The sequence below is a fragment of the Streptosporangiales bacterium genome (assembly GCA_009379955.1).
Taxonomy (GTDB): domain Bacteria; phylum Actinomycetota; class Actinomycetes; order Streptosporangiales; family WHST01; genus WHST01.
The window spans coordinates 1-20,991 of the sequence record WHST01000006.1; the positions used below are offsets into that span (position 1 = coordinate 1).

Here is a 20,991-nt window from a genome sequence, read left to right on the forward strand (position 1 = left end):
ACCCGCGAAGTGCCTTTCTCCAAGAGCAACAGGACCGTCGACAAGTCCCAGTTTCCCTTGCAGACAAGGCACTTTCGCATCACCACACCCCGTGTCGCCCCACCAGGTGTGAAAGACCGAGGTTAACGTGATCAACGTGGCGGCCCTGCCGTGGCACGTGGCTCGGTGTACGGCGCCAGTCGGCCGGAGCGGCCCAGGGCGCCGACGATCTCACGGGCGACGTCCTGCGCGGTGAGGCCGATCTCGGCGAGTACCTCGGCACGCTTCGCGTGGTCGAGGAAGCGTGGCGGGATGCCGAATGCGCGGACGGGCACCTCGATGCCCGCGTCGCCGATCGCCTGGCCGAGCGTGGCGCCGACGCCGCCGGTGCGGCCGTTGTCCTCGAGCACCGCGACGAGGCCGTAGCCGCCGGCCATCTCGACGAGTGCGGGGTCGACCGGCTTGACCCAGCGCGGGTCGACCACGGTGACGCCGAGTCCCTGCGCCGCCAGGCGCTCCGCGGCGTCCATCGCCGTGGCCGCCATCGCGCCGACGGCGACGAGCAGCACGTCGCGGTCGCCGTCACGGTGCAGCACGTCGGTCTCGCCCACCCGCTCGATCGCGTCGAGGTCGCCGCCGATGGCGGCCTTGGGGAAGCGGACGACGGTCGGCCCGTCGGAGACGCCGACGGCCTCGCGGAACAGGTCACGGACACGGATGCCGTCGCGCGGAGCGGCGATGCGCAGGCCGGGCACGACCTGGAGCACCGACAGGTCCCACATGCCGTTGTGGCTGGCACCGTCCTCGCCCGTGACGCCCGCCCGGTCGAGCACGAACGTGACGGGCAGCCGGTGCAGGGCGACGTCCATCAGCACCTGGTCGAACGCCCGGTTGAGGAACGTGGCATAGATCGCGACCACCGGGTGCAGTCCGCCCATGGCGAGCCCGGCCGCCTTGGTGACCGCGTGCTGCTCGGCGATGCCGACGTCGTAGACGCGGTCGGGATGCCGCTCGGCCAGTGCCGCCAGCCCGGTCGAGTGAAGCATGGCCGCGGTGACGCCGACGACGTCCGCACGTTCGTCGGCCACGGCGACGAGCTCCTCGCCGAACACGTCGGTCCAGGTCTTCGGCTGGTCGGTCTTGCGGATCTGGTGCAGGCAGTCCTGCTCGTCCTCCTCGGCGATGGCGTAGCCGCGCCCCTTCTGCGTGACGCAGTGGACGATGACGGGTCCGCCGAACCTGCGCGCCTTGCGCAGCGCCGACTCGACCGCCGCCACGTCGTGCCCGTCGACCGGTCCGACGTACTTCAGCCCGAGGTCCTCGAAGAGGCCCTGCGGGCTCACGGCGTCCTTGAGTCCGCGTTTGATGCCGTGCAGTGCGTCGTACAGCGCTGAACCCACCAGCGGGGTGCGTTCGAGCGTGTCCTTGATGAGCGCCAGCATCTGCTCGTACTTCGGGTTGGTGCGCAGTCCGGCGAGGTACTCCGCGAACCCGCCGTGCGTCGGCTCGTACGAGCGCCCGTTGTCGTTGACGACGATGACGATCCTGCGGTCCTTCTCCGCCGCGATGTTGTTGAGGGCCTCCCACGACATGCCGCCGGTGAGCGCGCCGTCGCCGACGACCACCGCGACGTCGCGGTCCTCCCCACGTAGCGCGTAGGCCGCGGCCAGCCCGTCGGCGTAGGAAAGCGCCGTCGACGCATGGGAGTTCTCGATGACGTCGTGCTCGGACTCCTGCCGGCTCGGGTAGCCGGAGAGGCCACCGCGCTTCCGCAGGGTGCGGGACCGGAAGCCGTCCTGCCTACCGGTCAGCATCTTGTGCACGTACGCCTGGTGGCCGACGTCGAAGAGGATGCGGTCGTGTGGCGAGTCGAACACGCGGTGCAACGCGATCGTGAGCTCGACCACACCGAGGTTGGGCCCGAGGTGGCCGCCGGTGTGCGTGACCTCGTCGACGAGCACCTCGCGGATCTCGCGTCGGAGTTCGACGAGCTGCGCCTCGTCGAGAGACCTCAGGTCGGCGGGGCCGCGCACAGATGCGAGCACACTCACGCAGACGTCACCCTCTCGGCGTCGACGAACTCGACAGAACAACCGGGGAACGGGGCCCGTTCTCCTCCGCCGAGTCTAGCGACGGCTGCCGGCCGCACGAGGTTTACCGCGTGCGGCCCGTCAGCCCCTGCGCACTCAGCCCTGGTCGCGGAGCGACCGCAGCACGTACTGCAGGATGCCGCCGTGCCGGTAGTAGTCGGCCTCACCCGGTGTGTCGATGCGGAGCGTGGCGGTGAACTCGGTGTCACCGGCCTTCACCCGCACCTCGCGCGGAATCTCGTCGGCACCCTCGACGCCGGTGATGTCGAACGTCTCGTCGCCGGTGAGCCCGAGCGACTCGGCCGACTCGCCGTCCTGGTACTGCAGCGGGAGCACGCCCATGCCGATCAGGTTGGACCGGTGGATCCGCTCGTACGACTCGGCGATCACGGCGCGCACGCCGAGCAACAGCGTGCCCTTCGCCGCCCAGTCGCGAGACGAGCCGGACCCGTACTCCTTGCCGGCGAGGATCACCAGCGGCGTGCCCCGCTCGACGTACGCGACCGAGGCGTCGTACATCGTCGCCTGCTCACCGGTGGTGAGGTCCCTGGTGAACCCGCCCTCGACGCCGTCGAGCAGCTTGTTGCGGAGCCGGATGTTGGCGAACGTGCCGCGGATCATCACCTCGTGGTTGCCGCGACGCGAGCCGTAGGAGTTGAACGACCTGCGCTCGACGCCGTGCTCGCTCAGGTAGTCCCCCGCGGGGCTGTCCGGCTTGATCGAGCCGGCCGGGGAGATGTGGTCGGTCGTCACCGAGTCGCCGACCCAGGCGAGCACGCGGGCACCGCTGATGTCCTTCAGCGGCTGCGGCTCGGCCGGCATGCCGTCGAAGTACGGCGGGCGGCGCACGTAGGTCGACTGCTCGTCCCACTCGAAGATCTTGCCCTCGGGGATGGCGAGGGAGTTCCACTGGTCGTCGCCCTTGAAGACGTCGGCGTAGTCGCGCGTGAACATCTCCGACTGCAGCGCGGACGCGATGACCTCGTCGACCTCGTGGTTCGACGGCCACAGGTCGGAGAGGTAGACCGGCGTGCCGTCGGAGCTCGTGCCCAGCGGGTCACGCGTGATGTCGATGTCCATCGACCCCGCGAGCGCGTACGCGACGACGAGCGGTGGCGATGCGAGGAAGTTCATCTTGCAGTCGGGGTTGATGCGGCCCTCGAAGTTCCGGTTGCCCGACAGCACCGACGCGACCGCGAGGTCGCCGTCGTTGACCGCCTGGCTGATCTCGTCCTGCAGCGGACCGGAGTTGCCGATGCACGTCGTGCAGCCGTAGCCGACGAGGTTGAAGCCGAGCTTGTCGAGGTACGGCGTGAGGCCCGCACGGTCGTAGTAGTCCATGACGACCTTCGACCCGGGTGCCAGTGTCGTCTTGACCCACGGCTTGCGGGAGAGGCCGTACTCGACGGCCTTCTTCGCGATCAGGGCGGCCGACACCATCACCTGCGGGTTCGAGGTGTTGGTGCACGAGGTGATGGCGGCGATGACCACGGCTCCGTGGTCGAGCTCGAACTCCCCGCCGTCGTCCAGGCGCACCCGCACAGGGTTGCTCGGGCGGCCGTCGGCGGTCGCCGCGGCCGAGACGGTCTCGCGCGGTGCGCCCTTGCCGTTCTCGTGCTCGGCGTGCGCGGTCGGGTCGGACGCGGGGAACGTCTCCTCCACCGCCTCGTCGACCGCGGACTGCGCCGGCCCGTTGGTGACGGAGCCGTCGGTGTAGTCGGTCAGCACGTTGCGGAAGGTCGCCTTCGCGTCGGACAGCGAGATGCGGTCCTGCGGACGCTTCGGGCCGGCGATGCTCGGCACCACGGAGCCGAGGTCGAGCTCCAGGGTCTCGGAGAACCTGGGTGTGCGGTCGGGCCGGTGCCAGATGCCCTGCTCCTTGGCGTACGCCTCGACGAGGGCGAGCTGCTCGGCGGATCGGCCGGTGAGCCTGAGGTACTCGATGGTCTCCTGGTCGATCGGGAAGATCGCGCAGGTGGAGCCGTACTCGGGGCTCATGTTGCCGATCGTGGCGCGGTTGGCGAGCGGGACGTTGCCGACGCCGGGACCGTAGAACTCCACGAACTTGCCGACCACGCCGTGGCGGCGCAGCATCTCGGTGATCGTGAGGACGAGGTCGGTCGCCGTCGCGCCCTCGGGCAGCTCACCGGTGAGCTTGAAGCCGACGACACGCGGGATCAGCATGCTGACCGGCTGGCCGAGCATCGCGGCCTCGGCCTCGATACCGCCGACACCCCAGCCGAGCACGCCGAGGCCGTTGACCATCGTGGTGTGGGAGTCGGTGCCGACGAGGGTGTCGGGGTACGCGACGCCGTCGCGCTCGAACACCACGCGGGCGAGGTACTCGATGTTGACCTGGTGCACGATGCCGGTGTTCGGGGGCACGACGCGGAAGTTGTCGAACGCCTGCTGGCCCCACTTGAGGAACTGGTAGCGCTCCTCGTTGCGCTCGAACTCCAGCGCGATGTTGCGGTCGATCGCGTCGTGCACGCCGAAGAAGTCGGCGACGACGGAGTGGTCGATCACCAGTTCCACGGGAGCGAGCGGGTTGATCCTGGCCGGGTCGCCGCCGAGCTCGGTCATCGCCTGGCGCATGGCCGCCAGGTCGACGATCGCGGGCACTCCGGTGAAGTCCTGCAGCAGCACCCGGGCGGGGGTGTACTGGATCTCGCGACTCGGCGTGCTCGCCGGGTCCCAGGCGGCGAGCGCCGCGATGTCGTCCGCGGTGACGTTGGCCCCGTCCTCGGTGCGCAGCAGGTTCTCGAGCAGGACCTTGAGGCTGTACGGGAGGTCGTCCGCCCCCGACACGGCGTCGAGGCGGTAGATCTCGAGGTCGCGCTCACCTACTCGAAGCGTGCTCCGGGCCCCGTAGCTGTTGACCGCCATGTCGTGCACCAACCCTCTCGGCCTCGAGTCCTGTGCTCCCCGCCAGGGTCGTACCCGGCGGGAGCACCCGGCAAACTTGTCTCGACATCAAGATACCAGCGCGGGTCGGGTGTCCGTGCGCGCGGGGGTGCGGGTTGTCGATAGTCTCCTGATCGCAGACCCTGTGAGGACGTGGGAGAGCCGATGACTCCGAAGAAGGCCCCGGGCACGACGGGACACAGCTTCCTGCCGGCCCCGCGAGTCCTCGCCCTCATCATGGGCGTGTCGCTGCTCGTGCTCGGCATCGCCGGCCTCGCGTTCCACCAGCTCGACCTGCCCGGATGGATCCTCGGCGAGCACATCGGCATCGACGTGTTCCACCTCGTGATGGCCGTGCTCGCCATCGGCGCCGCCCGGTCACCGCGCTCCGCCAAGGGCTTCGGCGGCTTCGCCCTCGTCGTGTTCATCGTCGCCGCGGTCGTCGCCGCGGCCGCCCCGATGCTCGCGCACGAGGAGCAGGCCGTGGCGGGCCTGCCGACCTGGCTCACCGAGAACACGATCGGCTTCTCCGGGGTCAACTACATCGTCTTCTTCCTGATGGCGCTGTGGGGACTCCTGCTCGCACTGACCTCCGTCGACGTCGACCCCTGGGGCAGCGGCGACGCTCACGCCTCGCTGCGCGCCATGCCCGACCGGGAGATCCTCATCGAGTCCGACCGGCGCGCCGTCGGCCAGGCCGCGTCGGCCGACTAGCCGCACCAGCCCGGGGCGCTCCCTGCTGATCACGTCAACGTGATCAGCAGGGGCTTCACCTCGTGCAGGGACGAGGTGAAGTCCACGTCCGTGAGGTGAAGCGCTGCCCACACCGACGTGTCAGCTCGGCTCCAGCAGGGCGACGCATTCGACGTGGTGGGTCATCGGGAACAGGTCGAACGCGCGCAGTCCGGTCAGCCGCCAGCCGCGGTCCTGGTAGTACCGCACGTCCCTGGCGAGGGCGGCCGGATCGCAGGCCACGTACGCGACTCGCCTGGTCTCGATGCGCGCGAGGAGGTCCACCACGGCCCGCCCCGCACCCCGCCGCGGCGGGTCGAGCACGACGAGGTCGGCGCGTCGCAGCCGGAGTCGCCGCAGCACCTGCTCGACGTCCCCCGCGCGCACCGTCACCGTCGGCACGTCGGCGAGGTTGGCCCGAGCGTCGCGGACGGCGGCACGGCCCGACTCCACCGCGGTGACCCGGCCGCCGGGTCCGAGGCGTGCCGCGAGAGCGCCGGCGAACAGGCCGACCCCCGCGTACAGGTCGAGCGCGGACTCTCCGTCACGCGGGTCGAGCGCGGCGAGCACCGCGTCGACGAGGACGTCGGAGGCGCCGGGGTGCACCTGCCAGAAGCCGGTCCCCGTCACCTGCCAGGTACGGCCCGCCGCCTGCTCGTGCACGAGATCGCGCGGCGCCGGGCCCGGCGTCGGACGGACGACCGACTCCCCCGACGTCGCCGACGCCGCGACCTCGACCTGCCGGACACCCGGCCACGAGCGACCCTCGACGCCGAGGGCCTCGACCGCGGGGTGGGCGATGACGCAGCGGTCGACCGGCACCACGTCGTGCGACCGGTGCGCGAGAAAACCGGCGTGTCCCATGTGGTCGACACCGAACGTCACCCGCGTGCGCCAGCCGAGGCCGTCTGGTGCGCCCGGCACCTCCTCGACCTCGACCGGCAGCTCGACGCCGGCGAGCCTGCGCAGCTGCTCCTCGACGACCGCGGCCTTGAGCGCGCGCTGCTCGGCGGGCGTCACGTGCTGCCAGTCGCAGCCGCCGCACCGTCGTGCGTACGCACACGGCGGCTCGACCCGGTCGGGAGACGCGGCGAGCACCTCGACGCAGTCCGCGCGCAGGAAGGCCTTACGCCGGTCCGTGACCCGCGCCCGGACACGTTCCCCGGGCAGCGCGTGCCTGACGAACACGACCATGCCGTCATGCCTGGCGACGCACCAACCGCCGTGCGCGACGGTGTCGACCGCCAGCTCGAGGACGTCACCGACCTCACTCACGGGTGTCCGCAGGATGATGCTCCGTCGCCGCGAGCTCGGCCTCGCGCTCGAGGCGACCGACGATGCGGTGGGACGAGCTGAGCTGCCACGGCACGTTGGTGACCATGATGCCGGGCTCGAACAGCAGTCGCGCCTTCAGCCGCAGCGCGCTCTGGTTGTGCAGCACCTGCTCCCACCAGTGACCCACGACGTACTCGGGCAGGAACACCGTGACGACGTCGCGCGGGCTGGACCGCCTGATCGTCCTGAGGTAGTCGACGAACGGACGCGTCATCTCGCGGTAGGGGGAGTCGAGCACCTTGAGCCGCACCGGCAGGCCGAGCCGGTCCCACTCCTCCTGCAACCGCCGGGTCTCCTCGGGGTCGACCTGGACCGACACGGCCTCGAGGACGTCCGGCCGCGTCGCGCGGGCGTACGACACGGCGCGCAGCGCGGGACGGTGGATGCGCGAGACCAGCACGATCGCGTGGACCCGCGAGGGCAGCGTCGTGTCCTCGTCCTCGTCGGGAGTCAGCTCCGCATTGACCCGCCCGTAGTGCCGTTGGATGCCGCTCATCAGCAGGTACAGCACGAACATCGCGGCGATCGCGATCCACGCGCCGTGGGTGAACTTGGTGACCAGCACGATCACCAGGACCGTGCCGGTCATGCACAGGCCGAACGCGTTGATCGCCCGCGACCGCTGCATGCGCCGCCGGACGTCCGGCGACCGTTCGGTGCGTAGCAGCCGGGTCCAGTGCCGCACCATGCCGGTCTGGCTCACCGTGAACGACACGAACACCCCGACGATGTACAGCTGGATGAGCCGGGTCACCTCGGCGTCGAACGCGACGATCAGGACGATCGCGGCGCCGGCGAGGAGCACGATGCCGTTGCTGAACGCGAGCCTGTCACCCCTGGTGTGCAGCTGCTTGGGCAGGTATCCGTCGCGCGCCAGGATCGAGCCCAGCACCGGGAACCCGCTGAACGCGGTGTTCGCGGCGAGGATCAGGATCACGCCCGTGGCGGCGATGAGGAAGTAGAAGCCCGGCGGGAAGTTGTCGAACACGGCATGGCCGAGTTGCCCCATCACGGTGGTCTGGGTGTAGCCGTCGCCCACCGGCTCTCCGCCGAGCAGCAGTTTGTGTGCGGCGTCTTCGGGGTCCACGTACCGGAGGTTGGTGAGGTTGGCGAGGCCGAGGATGCCCATCTCCATCGTGACGGCGATGACACCCATCAGCAGCAGCGTGGTCGCCGCGTTGCGGCTCTTCGGCTTGCGAAAGGCAGGCACACCGTTGCTGATCGCCTCGACGCCGGTCAGGGCCGCCGACCCCGACGAGAAGGTGCGCAGGATCAGGAAGACGGCGGCGAGGCCCGTGAAGCCCTCGACGAACCCCGGATCGGGCGCCACGGTGAACCTGGCGCTCTCGGCCTGCGGCAGGTCACCCAGGAGATACCGGCCGAACCCCCACGCGATCATGCCCATGACCGCGGTGACGAAGAGGTACGTCGGGACGGCGAACGCCGTTCCCGCCTCCTTGATGCCCCGCAGGTTCATCGCCATGAGCAGCACGACGAGCCCGACGGCCACCCATGTCTCGTGACCGCGTATGAACGGCATCGCCGCGGCCGCGTTCTGCACACCGGAGGAGATCGACACCGCGACCGTCAGGACGTAGTCGACCAGCAGCGCACTGGCGACGACCTTCCCGAACCGGTTACCGAGGTTCGTCCCCGCGACCTCGTAGTCGCCGCCGCCGCTCGGGTACGCGTGCACGTTCTGCCGGTACGACGCGACGACCGTGAACATGACGACGACGACCGCGAGGCCGACCTTCCAGGAGTACGAGTAGGCGGTCAGCCCGGCGATCGAGAGCATGATGAAGATCTCGTCCGGGGCGTAGGCAACCGACGAGAGTGGGTCGCTCGCGAACACCGGAAGTGCGATGCGCTTCGACAGGAGGGTCTCGTGTAGCTGCTCGGAGCGGCGTGGTCGACCGACCACCAGCCTCTTCAGGGCATGGACAGCGCTGGGCACAACACCCCAGGCTAGCGGTACCACCGGAGGCCGCTCGGGCGGCCGAGCGTGTAGCGTCTGGAGCCAGCACCGGAGGCGAAGGGACAGTCGTGCACTGCGTCATCCTCGGCTGCGGCCGCGTGGGTTCCTTGCTCGCCCAGACCCTCGAGCAACGTGGTCACTCGGTGGCCATCATCGACATGAACACCACCGCGTTCCGCCGGTTGGGCAGCCATTTCGAGGGCAAGCGAGTGGAGGGGTACGGCTTCGACCGCCACGTCCTGGTGGAGGCCGGGATCGAGCAGGCACATGCCTTCGCGGCCGTGAGCAGCGGCGACAACTCGAACATCATCACCGCCAGGATCGCGCGCGAGACCTTCAACGTCGAGAACGTCGTCGCCCGCATCTACGACCCCCGCCGCGCCGAGGTGTACCAGCGGCTCGGCATCCCCACCGTCGCCACGGTGCAGTGGACCACCGACCGCATCCTGCGCCGGCTCGTACCGGAGGGCAACGAGCCCGAGTGGCAGGAGGCTCACGGCCACGTGGTCATGGTCGAGATCCCCGTCCACCCCGGCTGGGTCGGCTCGACCGTGGCCTCGCTCGAGGACACCGTCGGCTGCCGCGTCGCGTGCATCAGCAGGATGGGCGAGGCCGTGGTGCCGACGGGCGGGACCACTATCCAGGAGGACGACATGGTGCACGCGGTCGTGGCCGGCACGGCTCAGGCCGACGTCACGGGTGCTCTCGGCAAGCCGCCGGCGGGAGGCGAGTGAGCATGCGGGTCGCGATCGCCGGAGCGGGAGCCGTCGGCAGGTCGATCGCCACGGAGCTGCTCGAGAACGGCCACGAGGTCCTGCTCATCGACAAGGACCCCCGCGCCATCCGGGTCGACTCGGTCCCCCGCGCCGAGTGGCTGCTGGCGGACGCCTGCGAGATCTCCTCGCTCGACGAGGCTGCCTTCAACCGGTGCCACGTGGTCGTCGCCGCGAGCGGAGACGACAAGGTCAACCTCGTCGTCTCCCTCCTCGCACGCACCGAGTTCGGCGTGCCCCGCACGGTCGCGCGGGTCAACCACCCCGACAACGAGTGGCTCTTCAACGACTCCTGGGGTGTCGACGTCGCGGTCTCCACGCCCCGCATGCTCTGCGCCCTCGTCGAGGAGGCCGTGTCGGTCGGCGACCTCGTCCGGCTGATGACCTTCCGGCAGAGCAACGCCAACCTCGTCGAGACCACCCTCGCCGAGAGCTCCGGCCTGGTCGGCGAGAAGGTCAGCACCGTCGACTGGCCGTCCGACACCGCCCTGGTCGCCATCCTCCGTGGCGGACGCGTGCTCGTCCCGAGCGGGGACGACACGCTCGAAGCCGGTGACGAGCTGCTGCTCGTGACGACGGAGGAGGTCGAGGAGCAGCTCGACGAGCTCCTCCACCGCAACCAGCGCGACTAGCGTCCTGGGCGCTAGGAGGCGGTCGCCGGGGGGACGACCGGCGGAACGCGCCTGATCAGCATCCAGGTGAGCCACGCGACCACCGCGAACACCGGCCAGCCGAGTGCGACGCCGGCGACGCCGAGGGCGACGGTCTGGTCGAGCAGGAACAGCGGCAGCATCACGCCGAGGCGCAGCACGAACATGGCCGCCCAGACGAGGGTGGCCTGGGCGTAGACACGCCGCCGCGCCGGGTGCTGCCGCCAGGCGAAGTTCTCCTTCAACAGCGGGCCGATCAGGACCCCGAGCAACGGCCACTTGACCAGCACCGAGGCGCCGTACAGGACGGCGAAGCCGAGGTTCTTGAGGATGCTGGGCAGGAAGTAGTTCGTCGCGTCGCCCGTGCTCGCCGCGAACAGACCGGCGATCAGGACGCCGGCGAAGCCGCCTACCGCGTACTGGACGGTCTCCCTGCGCACCAGCCTGATGAGCAGCAGGACGACGCCGAGGCCCGCGGCGACGACCGCGGCGAGCCTGATCTCGTTCCAGATCGCGAAGATGGTGACGAACGCCAGGCCGGGCACGCTGGTCTCGAGCGCGCCGCGCCCGCCACCCACGGCGTTGAGCAACGACCTGCGCTGCTGCTCCGCAGACGACGGGGAGTCGGCGTCCGGCGCGGTGTCGTCGCGCTCGTCGCCGGCGACGGCGGTCTCGGCGTCGGGCTCGCGACCCGTGTGCTGTCCGGTCATCAGCTCGGTCGTCCCACCATCAGCTCGTATTTGGGGTTGTACATGACAAGCCGCCCGTCGGTGGTGGTCGCCACCAGGCCGTCGACCCGCAGCCGGCGCCCGGGTTCGATGCCGTGGATGCGTCGCCGGCCGAGCCAGACCACGGTCAGGACGTCCGACCCGTCGTAGAGCTCGGCCTCGAGAGACGGCGCACCGCCGCGCGGCTGCATCGTCACCGTACGCACGGTGCCCGCCACGACGTAACGGCACCTGTCCGAGCACTGGCGGACCGGGGTGGCGCCGAGCTCCTCCGTGGTCTCCTTGAGCTCCTCGGCGTCGAGCTCGGCCGTCGGGGAGAACAGGCGCCTCAGTCGTCCCGCGAACCCCGGTCGACGTGCCTCACGGCGTGACATCAGGCTCCCCGAGAAACGTGCAGCGGGCCCGGTGACGCATTCCTGTCACCGCGTCGAGCCCGCGTCGTCCATGCTACCCAGCCACGCCTGGACGGCGAGCCGCCGACTTGAACCTGTTGGTGGGCTCCTCCTCGGTGCTCGTGGAGAGACCGAGGGCCTCGCGCGCCTCGCGCGGCAGCTCCAGCGGGATCAGCTCCCTGGGCGCCATCGCCTGCTGGCCCCTGCTCACGACGCAACCGCGGAGGATGTCCTCGAGCGGCTTGGCCTGCCGCGGCTCGTCCACCGCGCGCCCGGAGAACGCCCCGCGCAGGAACCAGCGCGGCCCGTCGATCCCGACGAACCTGATGTGCTGCGTGCCCTGCTGGCCGTCAGGCCCGGTGACCGGCACCTCGGCGAGGAGCTCGCGTCCGAAGGTCCCGTCGACCACGACCACCCGGCCACCCGAGCCCTTGAGTCCCTTGATCATCTCCGTGCGCAGGTCGTCCCAGAGGCCGCCGGTCTTCGGCGCCGCGCACGCCATGATCTCCAGCCCGCTCTCCCCGTGCAGCACGGTCGCCGCGACGACCTCGTCGTCCTCCATGCGCACCTGGATCTCGAACCCGTCGACGACCGGCACCCGGATCGCCCCGAGGTCGAGGCGCTCGACCTCGGGGAAGTCGTCGTGGATGTCCCAGGGGCCGGTCTCCGAGCTCGGCGACGCGTCCTCGTCCGCGGCGTCGTCGTCATCGTCGGAATCGTCGCGCGTCTCGCCCGCGTCGTCCTCGTCAGGCGTCGAGTCGTCGGCGTCGGCGGTGACCTCGCCGGCGTCGTCGTCCGCAGCGTCGGTGTCATCGGTCAGCTCGTCGTCGACGGGACCGTTCGCGGCTGCCTCTTCGGCACGCTCTCGCCGAGCGCGACGGCGTCGGAAGATCACGTTGCCCTTTCCGTTGGTACGGCCGTGCGGTTGGTACGGCTCGCGTGCCGCAGGCTATCGCGCGACCGGTGCCGCCGGATCGGTGAACCCACCCGTCGACCCGTGGCCGCCGTCGCCGCGGTCGCTCCCGGGCAACCGCTCGACCTCGTGCAGGCGGATCCGTTCCACCTGTTGGACGACGAGCTGCGCGATCCTGTCACCGCGACGGAAGCGTGCGGTCTCGTGCCCGTCGGTGTTGATGAGCGTCACCCGGATCTCCCCACGGTAACCCGCGTCGACCGTGCCCGGTGCATTGACCAGCGTGATCCCGAGCCTGGCGGCAAGTCCCGACCGGGGATGGACGAAGGCGGCGTAGCCGTCCGGCAGGGCCAGGGCGATCCCCGTGCCGACGGTGGCGCGCTCGCCGGGGGCGAGGGTGACGTCCTCGTTGGTGGTCAGGTCGGCACCGGCGTCGCCGGGATGCGCGTACGCGGGCAGCGGGACGTCGGGCTGGAGGCGGCGGATCAGGACGTCGACGGTCACCGTGCCTGTCTACCCGACGCGGGACCGCACCCGCCCACCTGACACGCTGACGCGGTGGAGAAGGAACAGCGGGCCTTCGACGAACGCCTGTGGGTCCCGTGGTGGTGGTGGCCGATCGCCGCGGCCGTCATCGCGGTGCTCGGCGCCGAGCTGCACCTCGGCTTCGGCCCGATGGTCGCCGTCGTCATCTACGCCGCGCTCGGCGGACTCGTCGCCTCCCTCCTGATCCGCTGGGCGGTACCGATCCGGATCGACGGCGACGTCCTGCGCGTCGGCGTCCACCGGATACCGCTCGACCACGTCACCGGCGTCCGCGTGCTCGACCGCGCCGACGCGCGACGCGTGCTCGTCGACCGACCCGACGGGTCGGCGGTGATGATCGTCCGCGGCTACGTGGCCCGCGTCGTGCACGTCACGACCGACGCCGACGGCGACCTCCCCGGCTACCTTCTCGTCTCCAGCCGCCGCGCTGACGACCTCGCGGCCGCAGTGGGTTGCCGTACCGACCGGTGAGGCCTCTGCCACACTGGACGGACAGCTGACTCAGACGTCGGGAGGCGACCAGCGTATGGCGGGCAAGTCCGACATCGGATGGAAAGTCGTCAGCGGGCTCGCCGCCCTCGGGGCCGGCGTCGCGGCCCGCAAGATCCTCGAGCTCGCCTGGACCAAGTCGACCGGCAACGCGCCGCCGGAGAACCCCGACTCCCCCGAGGTCGCGATGCGTGAGGCGGTCCTCTGGGCCGTCGCCACCGGCGTCACCATGGGCCTCGCGCGCCTCTTCGCCACCCGCGAGGCGGCCAAGGCATGGCGCCGGGTCACCGGCGACCTGCCGGCGGTCTTCCGCGAGATCAAGGAAGAGCTCGACTGACGAGACCCGTCAGTCGACGTCCAGCGTGCGACCCCTGAGGTCGTCGCGGATCGCGTCGGCCAAGCGCTTGGTGCCACGGCGGTTCAGGTACGCACCGGCGACCGCGCCGGTCAGCAGGGGGCCCAGGGTCGTCAGGTTGCGGCCGAGGCGGGCGAGCAGGCGCTGCCGCAGCTCGCGGCGCGCACCGGCACCGAGGACGGCCGTGACGGAGCCGGGCTGCAGCGGGCTCACGCCGCGCTGACGTCCCCAGGCCTGCAGGTAGGCGAGGCCGCGCTGACGCCCCGTGCCGTGCACCCGCACGCCGTAGACCTCGTGCAGCTCGGCGATGAGCTTGATCTCGATCGCCGAGATGATCACCGTCTCGGCGACGATCTGGACCGGAGCGGTGAGCAGGGTGGGCGGGGCGGCGTACTCGACGGCCGCCACGGCGCCGCCGGCCGCTCCGACGACGGCCGAGCCGCGCGAGGCGTTCTCGACGAGGGAGTCGGCGAGTGCCTCGCCGGTCAGCCCGTGGTGGTGCGCGCGCAGGGTGTCGAGGTCACGGACGCGCAGCCGCGGGGAGACACCCTCGAGCACGCCGATCATCCAGCCGACCACGCCGCCCTTGGCACGCGCCGAGCGCGCACCCCTGCCGACGGACGAGACCACGGTGCCGATGAGCTTGCGACGCTGCTTCGGCTCGAGCGGCTGATCGGGGTCGGTCAGCCGCTCGACGGCCTCGGCGAGGTCGTCGTGCGCATCGGCGCCGGACGCCGCGGCGGTGATGCCGCGGTCGTCGCCGCCGTCGGTGGGCTGCTTGGCCGTCATGGTGTAGGTCAGGCCGCGCAGTCGCGGCAGACGAGCTGCCCCTTCTTCGCCTGCGCGAGCTGGCTGCGGTGGTGGACGAGGAAGCAGCGGGAGCAGGTGAACTCGTCTGCCTGCCGAGGAAGAACGCGAACGCTCAGCTCCTCGTTGGACAGGTCGGCACCCGGCAGCTCGAAGCTCTCGGCCAGTTCGGCCTCGTCTTCGACGGCGACCGCGGACTTCTCGCGGCGCCGAGCCTTGAGCTCCTCGATACTGTCTTCGTTCATCTCCTCGTCGGACTTGCGTGGTGCGTCGTAGTCGGTGGCCATATCTCGTCTCCCCGAATGTCGTCGGAAACCCCAGCGCGGAGGGTGTAACGCGTGGCGGCGGCGGTTTGTGCCCAGCCCGGCGCAGAGATTGTGCACCATGCGCCCGCTCCGGCACAGCCAGGTATCGACTCGTGGACGTCTACCCGTAGTGCTTTGCCTCACACCACCGAATCGGCCAGCGGCGTGATCAGGAACGACGCCCTCGGCCAGCGCGGACGTCCTGCGCGAAACGCGACGGGAAGGCATGTGACCAACGCCACGCAGTAGTTCCGCGATCACCGGTCAGAGGGAGGCGGGGCGACGCCACTCCTCGCCGAGCACGTGGTGGGCGAGGAAGGCGAAGACGGTGTCGTACCAGACCGCCGCGTTGCCCGGCTTCAGGATCCAGTGGTTCTCGTCGGGGTAGTAGAGGAACGTGGCGTCGACGCCGTGGTGGACCAGGTCGGAGTACAACCGCAGCCCCTCACCGATCGGCACCCGGTAGTCCTTGTCACCGTGGATCACCAGCATCGGCGTGGTGATCCGGCCGGCGTGCCGGTGCGGCGAGTTGCGCTCGTAGCGATCAGGCTGTTCGAGCGGGTCGCCGAACTGGCTCCGCCAGTACGCGGGCAGGTCGGTCGTGCCGCAGAACTCGTCCAGCGCCCACAGGCTCGCGTGCGTGACGATCGCCGTGAAGCGGTCGGTCTGCGTCGCGATCCAGTTGGCCATGTACCCGCCGAACGACCCGCCCATCGCCGCCGTCCGGCCGGCATCGATGTCGGGGCGCGCGACGACCGCGTCGGTGACCGCCATGAGGTCGGTGTAGGGACGCTCGCCCCACGTGCCCCAGCCGCGCCGGTGGAAGTCGATGCCGTAACCCGTCGACAGCGCCGGGTCGGGGAGCAGGACGGCGTAGCCGCGGGCCACCATCAGCCAGGGGTTCCACCGCCACTGCCACTGGTTCCAGGACGCCGCGGGACCGCCGTGCACCCAGAGCAGCATCGGCGCCGGCCGCTCGGGACCCGCGCCGTGCGGCAGCGCCAGCCAGGCGCGCAGCGGGCACCCATCGTCCGCGGTGGTCTCGACCTCGGTCAGCGTGCCGGGCAGCGCCGGACGCTCGGCCGGGCCGCGCAGCCGCTCCGGACGCTGGTCGGGCAGCGCCGGGTCGAGACGCACCGGCGTCGCGGGCTCGTCGACAGTGGTGCGGAGGGCGTAGAGATCGCTGCCGTCGGGTGACGGTTGCAGCGCGGCGTAGACGCCGTCGTCGCCGGTGAGCGCGGTGACGGCCCCCGACCCGAGGTCGACCCGGACGATCCGCCCGCGGCCGGTCTCGTCGGTGGTGGTGAGCACCGCCGCTCCGTCGTGCGACCACACCGGGCCGCCCGGCCAGCGGTCGAGGTCGGGCAACAGGTCGCGTTCCTGTCCCCCGTCGGCCGGCACCACCACCAGCGTCAGGTCGGCCGGCTCGTCGTAGGTGGGCCGGGTCTCGCGCACGGCGGCCACCCACCGGCCGTCGGGCGAGATCGCGGGGTGCTCGTAGCTGAACCTCTCGTCGTCGAGCAGCACGCGCGTCTCGCCCGTGACCAGGTCGGCCGTGCGCAGTTGGACGCGCACCTCGTCGTGACCGTGCGGCACCTTCCACGAGGTCACCAGCCACCGACCGTCCCTCGCGACGTCGAACGACGCCTCGTCGAGGGCGCGGCCGGGCTCCGCCGTGAGATCGCGCAGGCCGACTGCCAGGTCGGGCGACGTGAGGCCGTCGACCGCGAGGAGATGCGGCTCGTCGGGCCCGAGGTCGTGGTCCCAGTACCTGACCCGCGCCGAGGTGTGCAGGATCGCGCTGACGCTCCTGTCCCTGCGCTCCCTGCGGCGTTCGGTGTCGTCGCCGTCCACGGCGCCGGGGAGGACGCCGGCCGCGACCACGACGGTGCCGGCCTCCGCCGCCACGCCCACCCCGGAGACCCCACCGGCACGGGTGACGAGCCGCTCGGCCTCTCCGCCGCCGGCGGGCAGCCGCCACAGCCCCGCCGCCTGCTCGGCGCCGTCGGCGTCGCCCGGGTCCGGCCGGTCACTCACGAACAGCAGCCCACCGTCCGGCGAGAACGCCGGTGCCGACTCCCCCTTCGTCGACCGCGTCAACCGGGTCGCGGGCCGCTCGCCGGCGACGTCGACCTCCCAGAGCGAGCTCACGTAGCTCTTCTCGTCGGTGGACAGCACCGACACCGTCGCCACGAGCCTGGCGCCGTCGGGCGAGAGGACGAGCGACGAGACGCGCGGGAGCGCGGCGTACGCCGACAGGTCGTGAAACGGCGTGGACACGGCGTCGTCGGCCACCGTCGGGCTCCTCGTGTCGGGGTCTCACGGACGTCGGCGACGCTACCGCGTCGGGCGCCGACCACGCTTCGTGTCGGACGTTCCCGACTTTGGTAACGAGTTGATAACGAGCGTCACCGGCCCGTTGCCCCGCGTAGCCGGGACGCGCAACCTTGGTGCAACTCGTGTTGTCAACACGAGTTGCCCCGGTTGCGACGTCCTGCCCAAAGGAGCGCGGTCATGCGGATCGGTCGGTTCTCGGCACTCGTCCTCGCGATCCTCGTCGCGGTGCCAGGAGCGGCGCACGCCGCCACCGCCCCCACGGCCCCTGACGTCCGACCGGTCGCCGCCCCGACCGGGGACACCACCGGGGCGAAGACCAAGAAGGTCATCGTCGACGCCGACATGGGTGAGCTGAACGACGACGCCGTCGCCCTGTTCATGCTCGCGAACTCCCCCTCGGTCGACGTGCTCGGCGTGACAATCGTCGCGGGCAACACCTGGGCCGAGGAGGGCACCGCGTACGGCCTCCGGCAGCTCGAGCTGATCAAGCGCACCGACATCCCGGTCATTGTCGGTGCCGGCGAGCCGCTCAACGCGTCCCGCCAGCAGCAACTGGCTGCCGAGCAGGATCTCTTCGGCAACATCGAGTACACCGGCGCGTTCTCCCGGGAGCGGCCGCGCTCGTACCGCGACCTCGCCGAACCTCCGTACGGCGGCTACCCGAAGACCAGGCCCGCCAAGGGCACCGCGGTGAAGTTCATCGTCGACCAGGTGAAGAAGCACCCGCACCAGGTCACGCTGTTCGCGCTCGGCCCCGCCGCCAACGTCACGCTGGCGATGAAGGAGCACCCGGAGATCGTCCCGCTCGTCAAGGACGTCATCTACATGGGCGGCGCCTTCGACGTGCCGGGCAACACCTCGCCCGCGGCCGAGTTCAACTGGTGGTTCGACCCCGAGGCGGCGAAGATGGCCGTCCGCACCCCGTTCGAGAAGCAGACGATCGTGCCGCTCGACGTGTGCGAGACCGTCACCTACTCGAAGGCGGAGTACGACCGCATCGTCGCCGGCCGCGAGACGCCGATCAAGAAGATGTTCAAGGACTTGCACGGTCCCGGCTTCGCCGAGGACCCGGAGGACACGAGCTTCGTCTGGGACGCCCTGACCGCCGCGATCTTCCTCGAGCCGGACCTCGCGACCAAGGTCGAGAAGCGCTACGTCGACGTCGACTCCACCTACGGTCCGAACTACGGGCGTTCGATGGGCTACGGCCCGAGCCGCAACCGCTCGCTCGACAACCCCGACGACTTCCCCGTCGGCACGCAGCAGGCCGACATTCTCCTCGAGATCGACCAGAAGAGGTTCTGGGATCTCTACATCAGCCTGATGCGCCGCTGAGCCACCCCCGGTCCGCGGGCGTCCCCCCGCCGCGGATCGGGGGTTCCACCTCGCGGCCGCGGCGGCGCCGTCAGGAGCGGCAGCAGTCGGGCGCGCAGCGGTCCCAGGAAGGGCCGAGCCGACCGAGTGCCCGCCGTGGCGTCGCCGGGTGGGTCCGTTCGAGCACCAGCTCGCGCACCATCGAGACGAACTCGGGAGCCGTGCCGACGGCGGGGACGCGCACGGCGTGCATGCCGAGCTTCCGGGCCTCGCCGAGGGCCTCGGTGTCGAGGTCGAAGACGACCTCCATGTGGTCGGAGACGAACCCGACCGGGATGATCGCGACCGCGCGCACACCCTTGTCATGGAGTGTCACGAGGTGGTCGCAGACGTCGGGCTCGAGCCACGGCTGGCTCGGCGGGCCGCTGCGGCTGCACCACGCGACGTCCCAGTCGTACTGCCCGACGGCCTGCGCGACGAGCCTGGCCGTCTCGGTCACCTGCGCCGGGTACGCGCCTCCGGTGGGGCCGCTGGCGTCGGACATCGCGATCGGGATGCTGTGGGCGACGAACACCAGCCGCGCGCCGGCCCTCTCGTCCGCCGGCAGCTCGAGCAGCGAGTCACGGGTCGCGCGGACCATCGGCTCGACGAATCCCGGGTGGTCGTAGAACGGGCGGATCTTGTCGACGACGGGCGCGCCGGGACCCACCTCCGCCCTGGCCGCCTCGATGTCCTCGCGGTAGACGCGGCACGACGAGTACGAGGAGTAGGCCGACGTGACGAACGCGAGCGCCCTGCCGACGCCGTCGTCGGCCATCTGCCGCATCGTGTCGGTGAGCAGCGGGTCCCAGTTGCGGTTGCCCCAGTAGAGCGGGAGGTCGATGCCGTTGGTCTCGAAGTCGGCTCCGACGGCCGCGAGCAGCTCGCGGCACTGCCCGTTGATGGGGCTGACCCCGCCGAAGTGGTGGTAGTGCTCGGCGACCTCGAGCAGCCGCTCGCGCGGTACGTCGCGTCCGCGCGTGACGTTCTCCAGGAACGGCATCACGTCGTCGGGACCCTCGGGCCCGCCGAAGGAGACGAGGAGGACGGCGTCGTAGCCGTGGGAGCTCATGTGCTCCATGAAAGCACCGTGTGCGCGGTCACTGCGAAGTGACGTGTACCGCACGGCCCGCGTCAGCTCGATCCGGCGTACGCCTCGGCGAGGTCGAGCACCTGCCGCACGTAGCTGTCGGAGTGGTTGTAGGCGAAGACCGCGGTGGACAGTCCCGCCCCGCCGCGGCCCGCGCCGTGCTCGCAGAGGTAGTCGGCGGCGGCCGGCACCGCGTCGTACGGGTCCCAGATGTCGCGCCGGCCGTCGCCGTTGCCGTCGACGCCGAACGACCGCCAGGTCGAGGGCAGGAACTGCATCGGACCGAGCGCGCCCGCGGTCGACGGGCCCATGTTGCGTCCGTGGTCACTCTCGACCTGCCCGATCGCGGCGAGGACCGCCCAGGACAGCCCGGGACAACGCGATGCCGCCCGCTCGTACAGCTCGCGGTAGGTGCCGGGCTCACCGGTGGGCGTCGGCTCCGCCGGCTCGGACCGCGGCGCGCGGACGGCCGTCACCCGGGCGCGGGGGCCGAGAGCCTTGCGCACGGCGCTCGGAGTGCCCGCGGTGGCGGCCGGGGCGTTGACGAGGACCGCCCCACCGTCGGTCAGCCCGAGCCCGCGTGCCGTGGAGGAGGTCACGAGCCCGCCCACGCGGGGCAGGTCGAGCGCGGCGAGTGCGCCGAGCCGCAGCGGCAGCGCCCGCTCGGCCGTCACCGCATAGGTGTCGCCGAGCGTGAGGCCGCGGGCCTCGCGGGCCTCGAAGGTCAGCACGAGCTGCTCCTCGGCGAGCGCACGCCAGAGCGCGTCCGACTTGGCCGACGCGAGCGGTGTCCAGGCCCGGAAGGTGGACGGCTCGACGCCGAGCACGACGGCGCTGCCCGACCCGACGCCGACCGTTCCCGCGGCGACGCGGAGGGTCTCGGTGACCCCGGCGACACGTCCCAGCCGGCGCATCGCGGGGGCATCGATCGGCGCCGGTGAGGTAACGAGCAGGTCGGGCGCGACGACCCGGTTCAGCGGCGCAACTCCCCCGTTCCCCGGTGCCCCGGTCGTGGGCATCGGCGACGGCGACGGTGACGGCGGGCCGGGCGACGCGACGCGAGACGGCATGGTGCCGGTGACGGCGACGGCGGTGCCGACGGCCAGCGTCGCGACACACGCGACGGCGACCACCACGCTCACCGTCGCCCGCGTCGCGCTCATGTACGCTCACTCCCGGTCACCGTCGATTCGGCCGCCCATGGAGGCGACACCACCACCTCCCGACACCGGCGT

The 20,991-nt window shown here is 71.1% G+C and carries 19 protein-coding genes; 6 read left to right on the top strand and 13 right to left on the bottom strand.

What is annotated here, in order from left to right; all coding sequences use genetic code 11:
• Positions 1–131 precede the first annotated feature (131 nt).
• Positions 132–2,030: a 1-deoxy-D-xylulose-5-phosphate synthase gene (gene dxs / locus GEV10_02915; protein ID MQA77426.1), complete on the bottom strand. Its 1,899-nt coding sequence runs from the start codon at positions 2,028–2,030 to the stop codon at positions 132–134.
• Positions 2,031–2,165: 135 nt separating this feature from the next.
• Positions 2,166–4,964: an aconitate hydratase AcnA gene (gene acnA, locus GEV10_02920; protein MQA77427.1), complete on the bottom strand. Its 2,799-nt coding sequence runs from the start codon at positions 4,962–4,964 to the stop codon at positions 2,166–2,168.
• 174 nt (positions 4,965–5,138) lie between these two features.
• Between acnA and GEV10_02925 the strand changes: the two genes are divergently transcribed.
• Complete coding sequence (locus tag GEV10_02925) at positions 5,139–5,687, top strand: hypothetical protein (protein MQA77428.1); 549 nt, start codon at positions 5,139–5,141, stop codon at positions 5,685–5,687.
• Between the two features lie 120 nt (positions 5,688–5,807).
• Here GEV10_02925 and GEV10_02930 read toward each other — a convergent pair whose 3' ends face one another.
• Both GEV10_02930 and GEV10_02935 read right to left on the bottom strand, forming a co-directional pair.
• Positions 5,808–6,980, bottom strand: a complete 1,173-nt coding sequence (locus GEV10_02930; GenBank protein MQA77429.1) for a TRAM domain-containing protein — start codon at positions 6,978–6,980, stop codon at positions 5,808–5,810.
• Entirely contained in the window at positions 6,973–8,997 is a 2,025-nt protein-coding gene (locus GEV10_02935; GenBank protein MQA77430.1) for an amino acid permease, read from the bottom strand. The genes GEV10_02930 and GEV10_02935 overlap by 8 nt, the downstream gene beginning before the upstream one ends.
• 89 nt (positions 8,998–9,086) lie before the next feature.
• On the opposite strand from GEV10_02935, the gene GEV10_02940 reads away from it, so the two are divergent.
• Together GEV10_02940 and GEV10_02945 are read left to right on the top strand one after the other, a co-directional pair.
• Positions 9,087–9,752: a TrkA family potassium uptake protein gene (locus tag GEV10_02940; protein MQA77431.1), complete on the top strand. Its 666-nt coding sequence runs from the start codon at positions 9,087–9,089 to the stop codon at positions 9,750–9,752.
• A gap of 2 nt (positions 9,753–9,754) precedes the next feature.
• Entirely contained in the window at positions 9,755–10,423 is a 669-nt protein-coding gene (locus GEV10_02945) for a TrkA family potassium uptake protein (GenBank protein ID MQA77432.1), read from the top strand.
• An 11-nt stretch (positions 10,424–10,434) separates the two neighbouring features.
• Here GEV10_02945 and GEV10_02950 read toward each other — a convergent pair whose 3' ends face one another.
• The 4 genes from GEV10_02950 to GEV10_02965 all read right to left on the bottom strand — a co-directional run bounded on the left by GEV10_02950 (position 10,435) and on the right by GEV10_02965 (position 12,978).
• The gene (locus GEV10_02950; protein ID MQA77433.1) at positions 10,435–11,151 is read right to left on the bottom strand and encodes a DUF3159 domain-containing protein; all 717 of its coding nucleotides are present in this window, start codon (positions 11,149–11,151) and stop codon (positions 10,435–10,437) included.
• Entirely contained in the window at positions 11,151–11,543 is a 393-nt protein-coding gene (locus GEV10_02955) for a DNA-binding protein (GenBank protein ID MQA77434.1), read from the bottom strand. The genes GEV10_02950 and GEV10_02955 overlap by 1 nt, the downstream gene beginning before the upstream one ends.
• Positions 11,544–11,616: 73 nt before the next feature.
• The gene (locus GEV10_02960; protein ID MQA77435.1) at positions 11,617–12,456 is read right to left on the bottom strand and encodes a DUF3710 domain-containing protein; all 840 of its coding nucleotides are present in this window, start codon (positions 12,454–12,456) and stop codon (positions 11,617–11,619) included.
• A 54-nt stretch (positions 12,457–12,510) separates the two neighbouring features.
• Positions 12,511–12,978, bottom strand: coding sequence for a dUTP diphosphatase (locus GEV10_02965; GenBank protein ID MQA77436.1), 468 nt, complete (start codon positions 12,976–12,978; stop codon positions 12,511–12,513).
• Positions 12,979–13,032: 54 nt separating this feature from the next.
• On the opposite strand from GEV10_02965, the gene GEV10_02970 reads away from it, so the two are divergent.
• Positions 13,033–13,491, top strand: a complete 459-nt coding sequence (locus GEV10_02970) for a DUF3093 family protein (protein MQA77437.1) — start codon at positions 13,033–13,035, stop codon at positions 13,489–13,491.
• Between the two features lie 55 nt (positions 13,492–13,546).
• Entirely contained in the window at positions 13,547–13,846 is a 300-nt protein-coding gene (locus GEV10_02975) for a DUF4235 domain-containing protein (protein ID MQA77438.1), read from the top strand.
• Between the two features lie 9 nt (positions 13,847–13,855).
• Here GEV10_02975 and GEV10_02980 read toward each other — a convergent pair whose 3' ends face one another.
• The 3 genes from GEV10_02980 to GEV10_02990 form a co-directional block, all read right to left on the bottom strand.
• Positions 13,856–14,611, bottom strand: a complete 756-nt coding sequence (locus tag GEV10_02980; protein ID MQA77439.1) for a hypothetical protein — start codon at positions 14,609–14,611, stop codon at positions 13,856–13,858.
• A gap of 50 nt (positions 14,612–14,661) precedes the next feature.
• Positions 14,662–14,958 (bottom strand): DUF4193 family protein, encoded by a 297-nt coding sequence (locus GEV10_02985; GenBank protein ID MQA77440.1) that lies wholly within the window; start codon positions 14,956–14,958, stop codon positions 14,662–14,664.
• Positions 14,959–15,240: 282 nt separating this feature from the next.
• Positions 15,241–17,256, bottom strand: a complete 2,016-nt coding sequence (locus GEV10_02990) for a prolyl oligopeptidase family serine peptidase (protein MQA77441.1) — start codon at positions 17,254–17,256, stop codon at positions 15,241–15,243.
• 234 nt (positions 17,257–17,490) lie between these two features.
• On the opposite strand from GEV10_02990, the gene GEV10_02995 reads away from it, so the two are divergent.
• The gene (locus tag GEV10_02995) at positions 17,491–18,648 is read left to right on the top strand and encodes a nucleoside hydrolase (GenBank protein ID MQA77442.1); all 1,158 of its coding nucleotides are present in this window, start codon (positions 17,491–17,493) and stop codon (positions 18,646–18,648) included.
• A gap of 70 nt (positions 18,649–18,718) precedes the next feature.
• Here the strand turns inward: GEV10_02995 and GEV10_03000 are convergent, their stop codons facing one another.
• Positions 18,719–19,738 (bottom strand): ferrochelatase, encoded by a 1,020-nt coding sequence (locus GEV10_03000; GenBank protein ID MQA77443.1) that lies wholly within the window; start codon positions 19,736–19,738, stop codon positions 18,719–18,721.
• A 62-nt stretch (positions 19,739–19,800) separates the two neighbouring features.
• A complete protein-coding gene (locus GEV10_03005) occupies positions 19,801–20,919 on the bottom strand; it encodes a transglycosylase SLT domain-containing protein (GenBank protein MQA77444.1) in 1,119 nt (372 codons plus the stop codon).
• Between the last annotated feature and the right edge of the window lie 72 nt (positions 20,920–20,991).

Coding starts and splice junctions, on each gene's coding strand:
- GEV10_02925 (MQA77428.1), top strand. CDS start 5,139: ATGACTCCGAAGAAGGCCCCGGGCACGACGGGACACAGCTTCCTGCCG.
- GEV10_02945 (MQA77432.1), top strand. CDS start 9,755: ATGCGGGTCGCGATCGCCGGAGCGGGAGCCGTCGGCAGGTCGATCGCC.
- GEV10_02950 (MQA77433.1), bottom strand. CDS start 11,151: ATGACCGGACAGCACACGGGTCGCGAGCCCGACGCCGAGACCGCCGTC.
- GEV10_02955 (MQA77434.1), bottom strand. CDS start 11,543: ATGTCACGCCGTGAGGCACGTCGACCGGGGTTCGCGGGACGACTGAGG.
- GEV10_02975 (MQA77438.1), top strand. CDS start 13,547: ATGGCGGGCAAGTCCGACATCGGATGGAAAGTCGTCAGCGGGCTCGCC.
- GEV10_02985 (MQA77440.1), bottom strand. CDS start 14,958: ATGGCCACCGACTACGACGCACCACGCAAGTCCGACGAGGAGATGAAC.
- GEV10_02995 (MQA77442.1), top strand. CDS start 17,491: ATGCGGATCGGTCGGTTCTCGGCACTCGTCCTCGCGATCCTCGTCGCG.
- GEV10_03000 (MQA77443.1), bottom strand. CDS start 19,738: ATGAGCTCCCACGGCTACGACGCCGTCCTCCTCGTCTCCTTCGGCGGG.
- GEV10_03005 (MQA77444.1), bottom strand. CDS start 20,919: ATGAGCGCGACGCGGGCGACGGTGAGCGTGGTGGTCGCCGTCGCGTGT.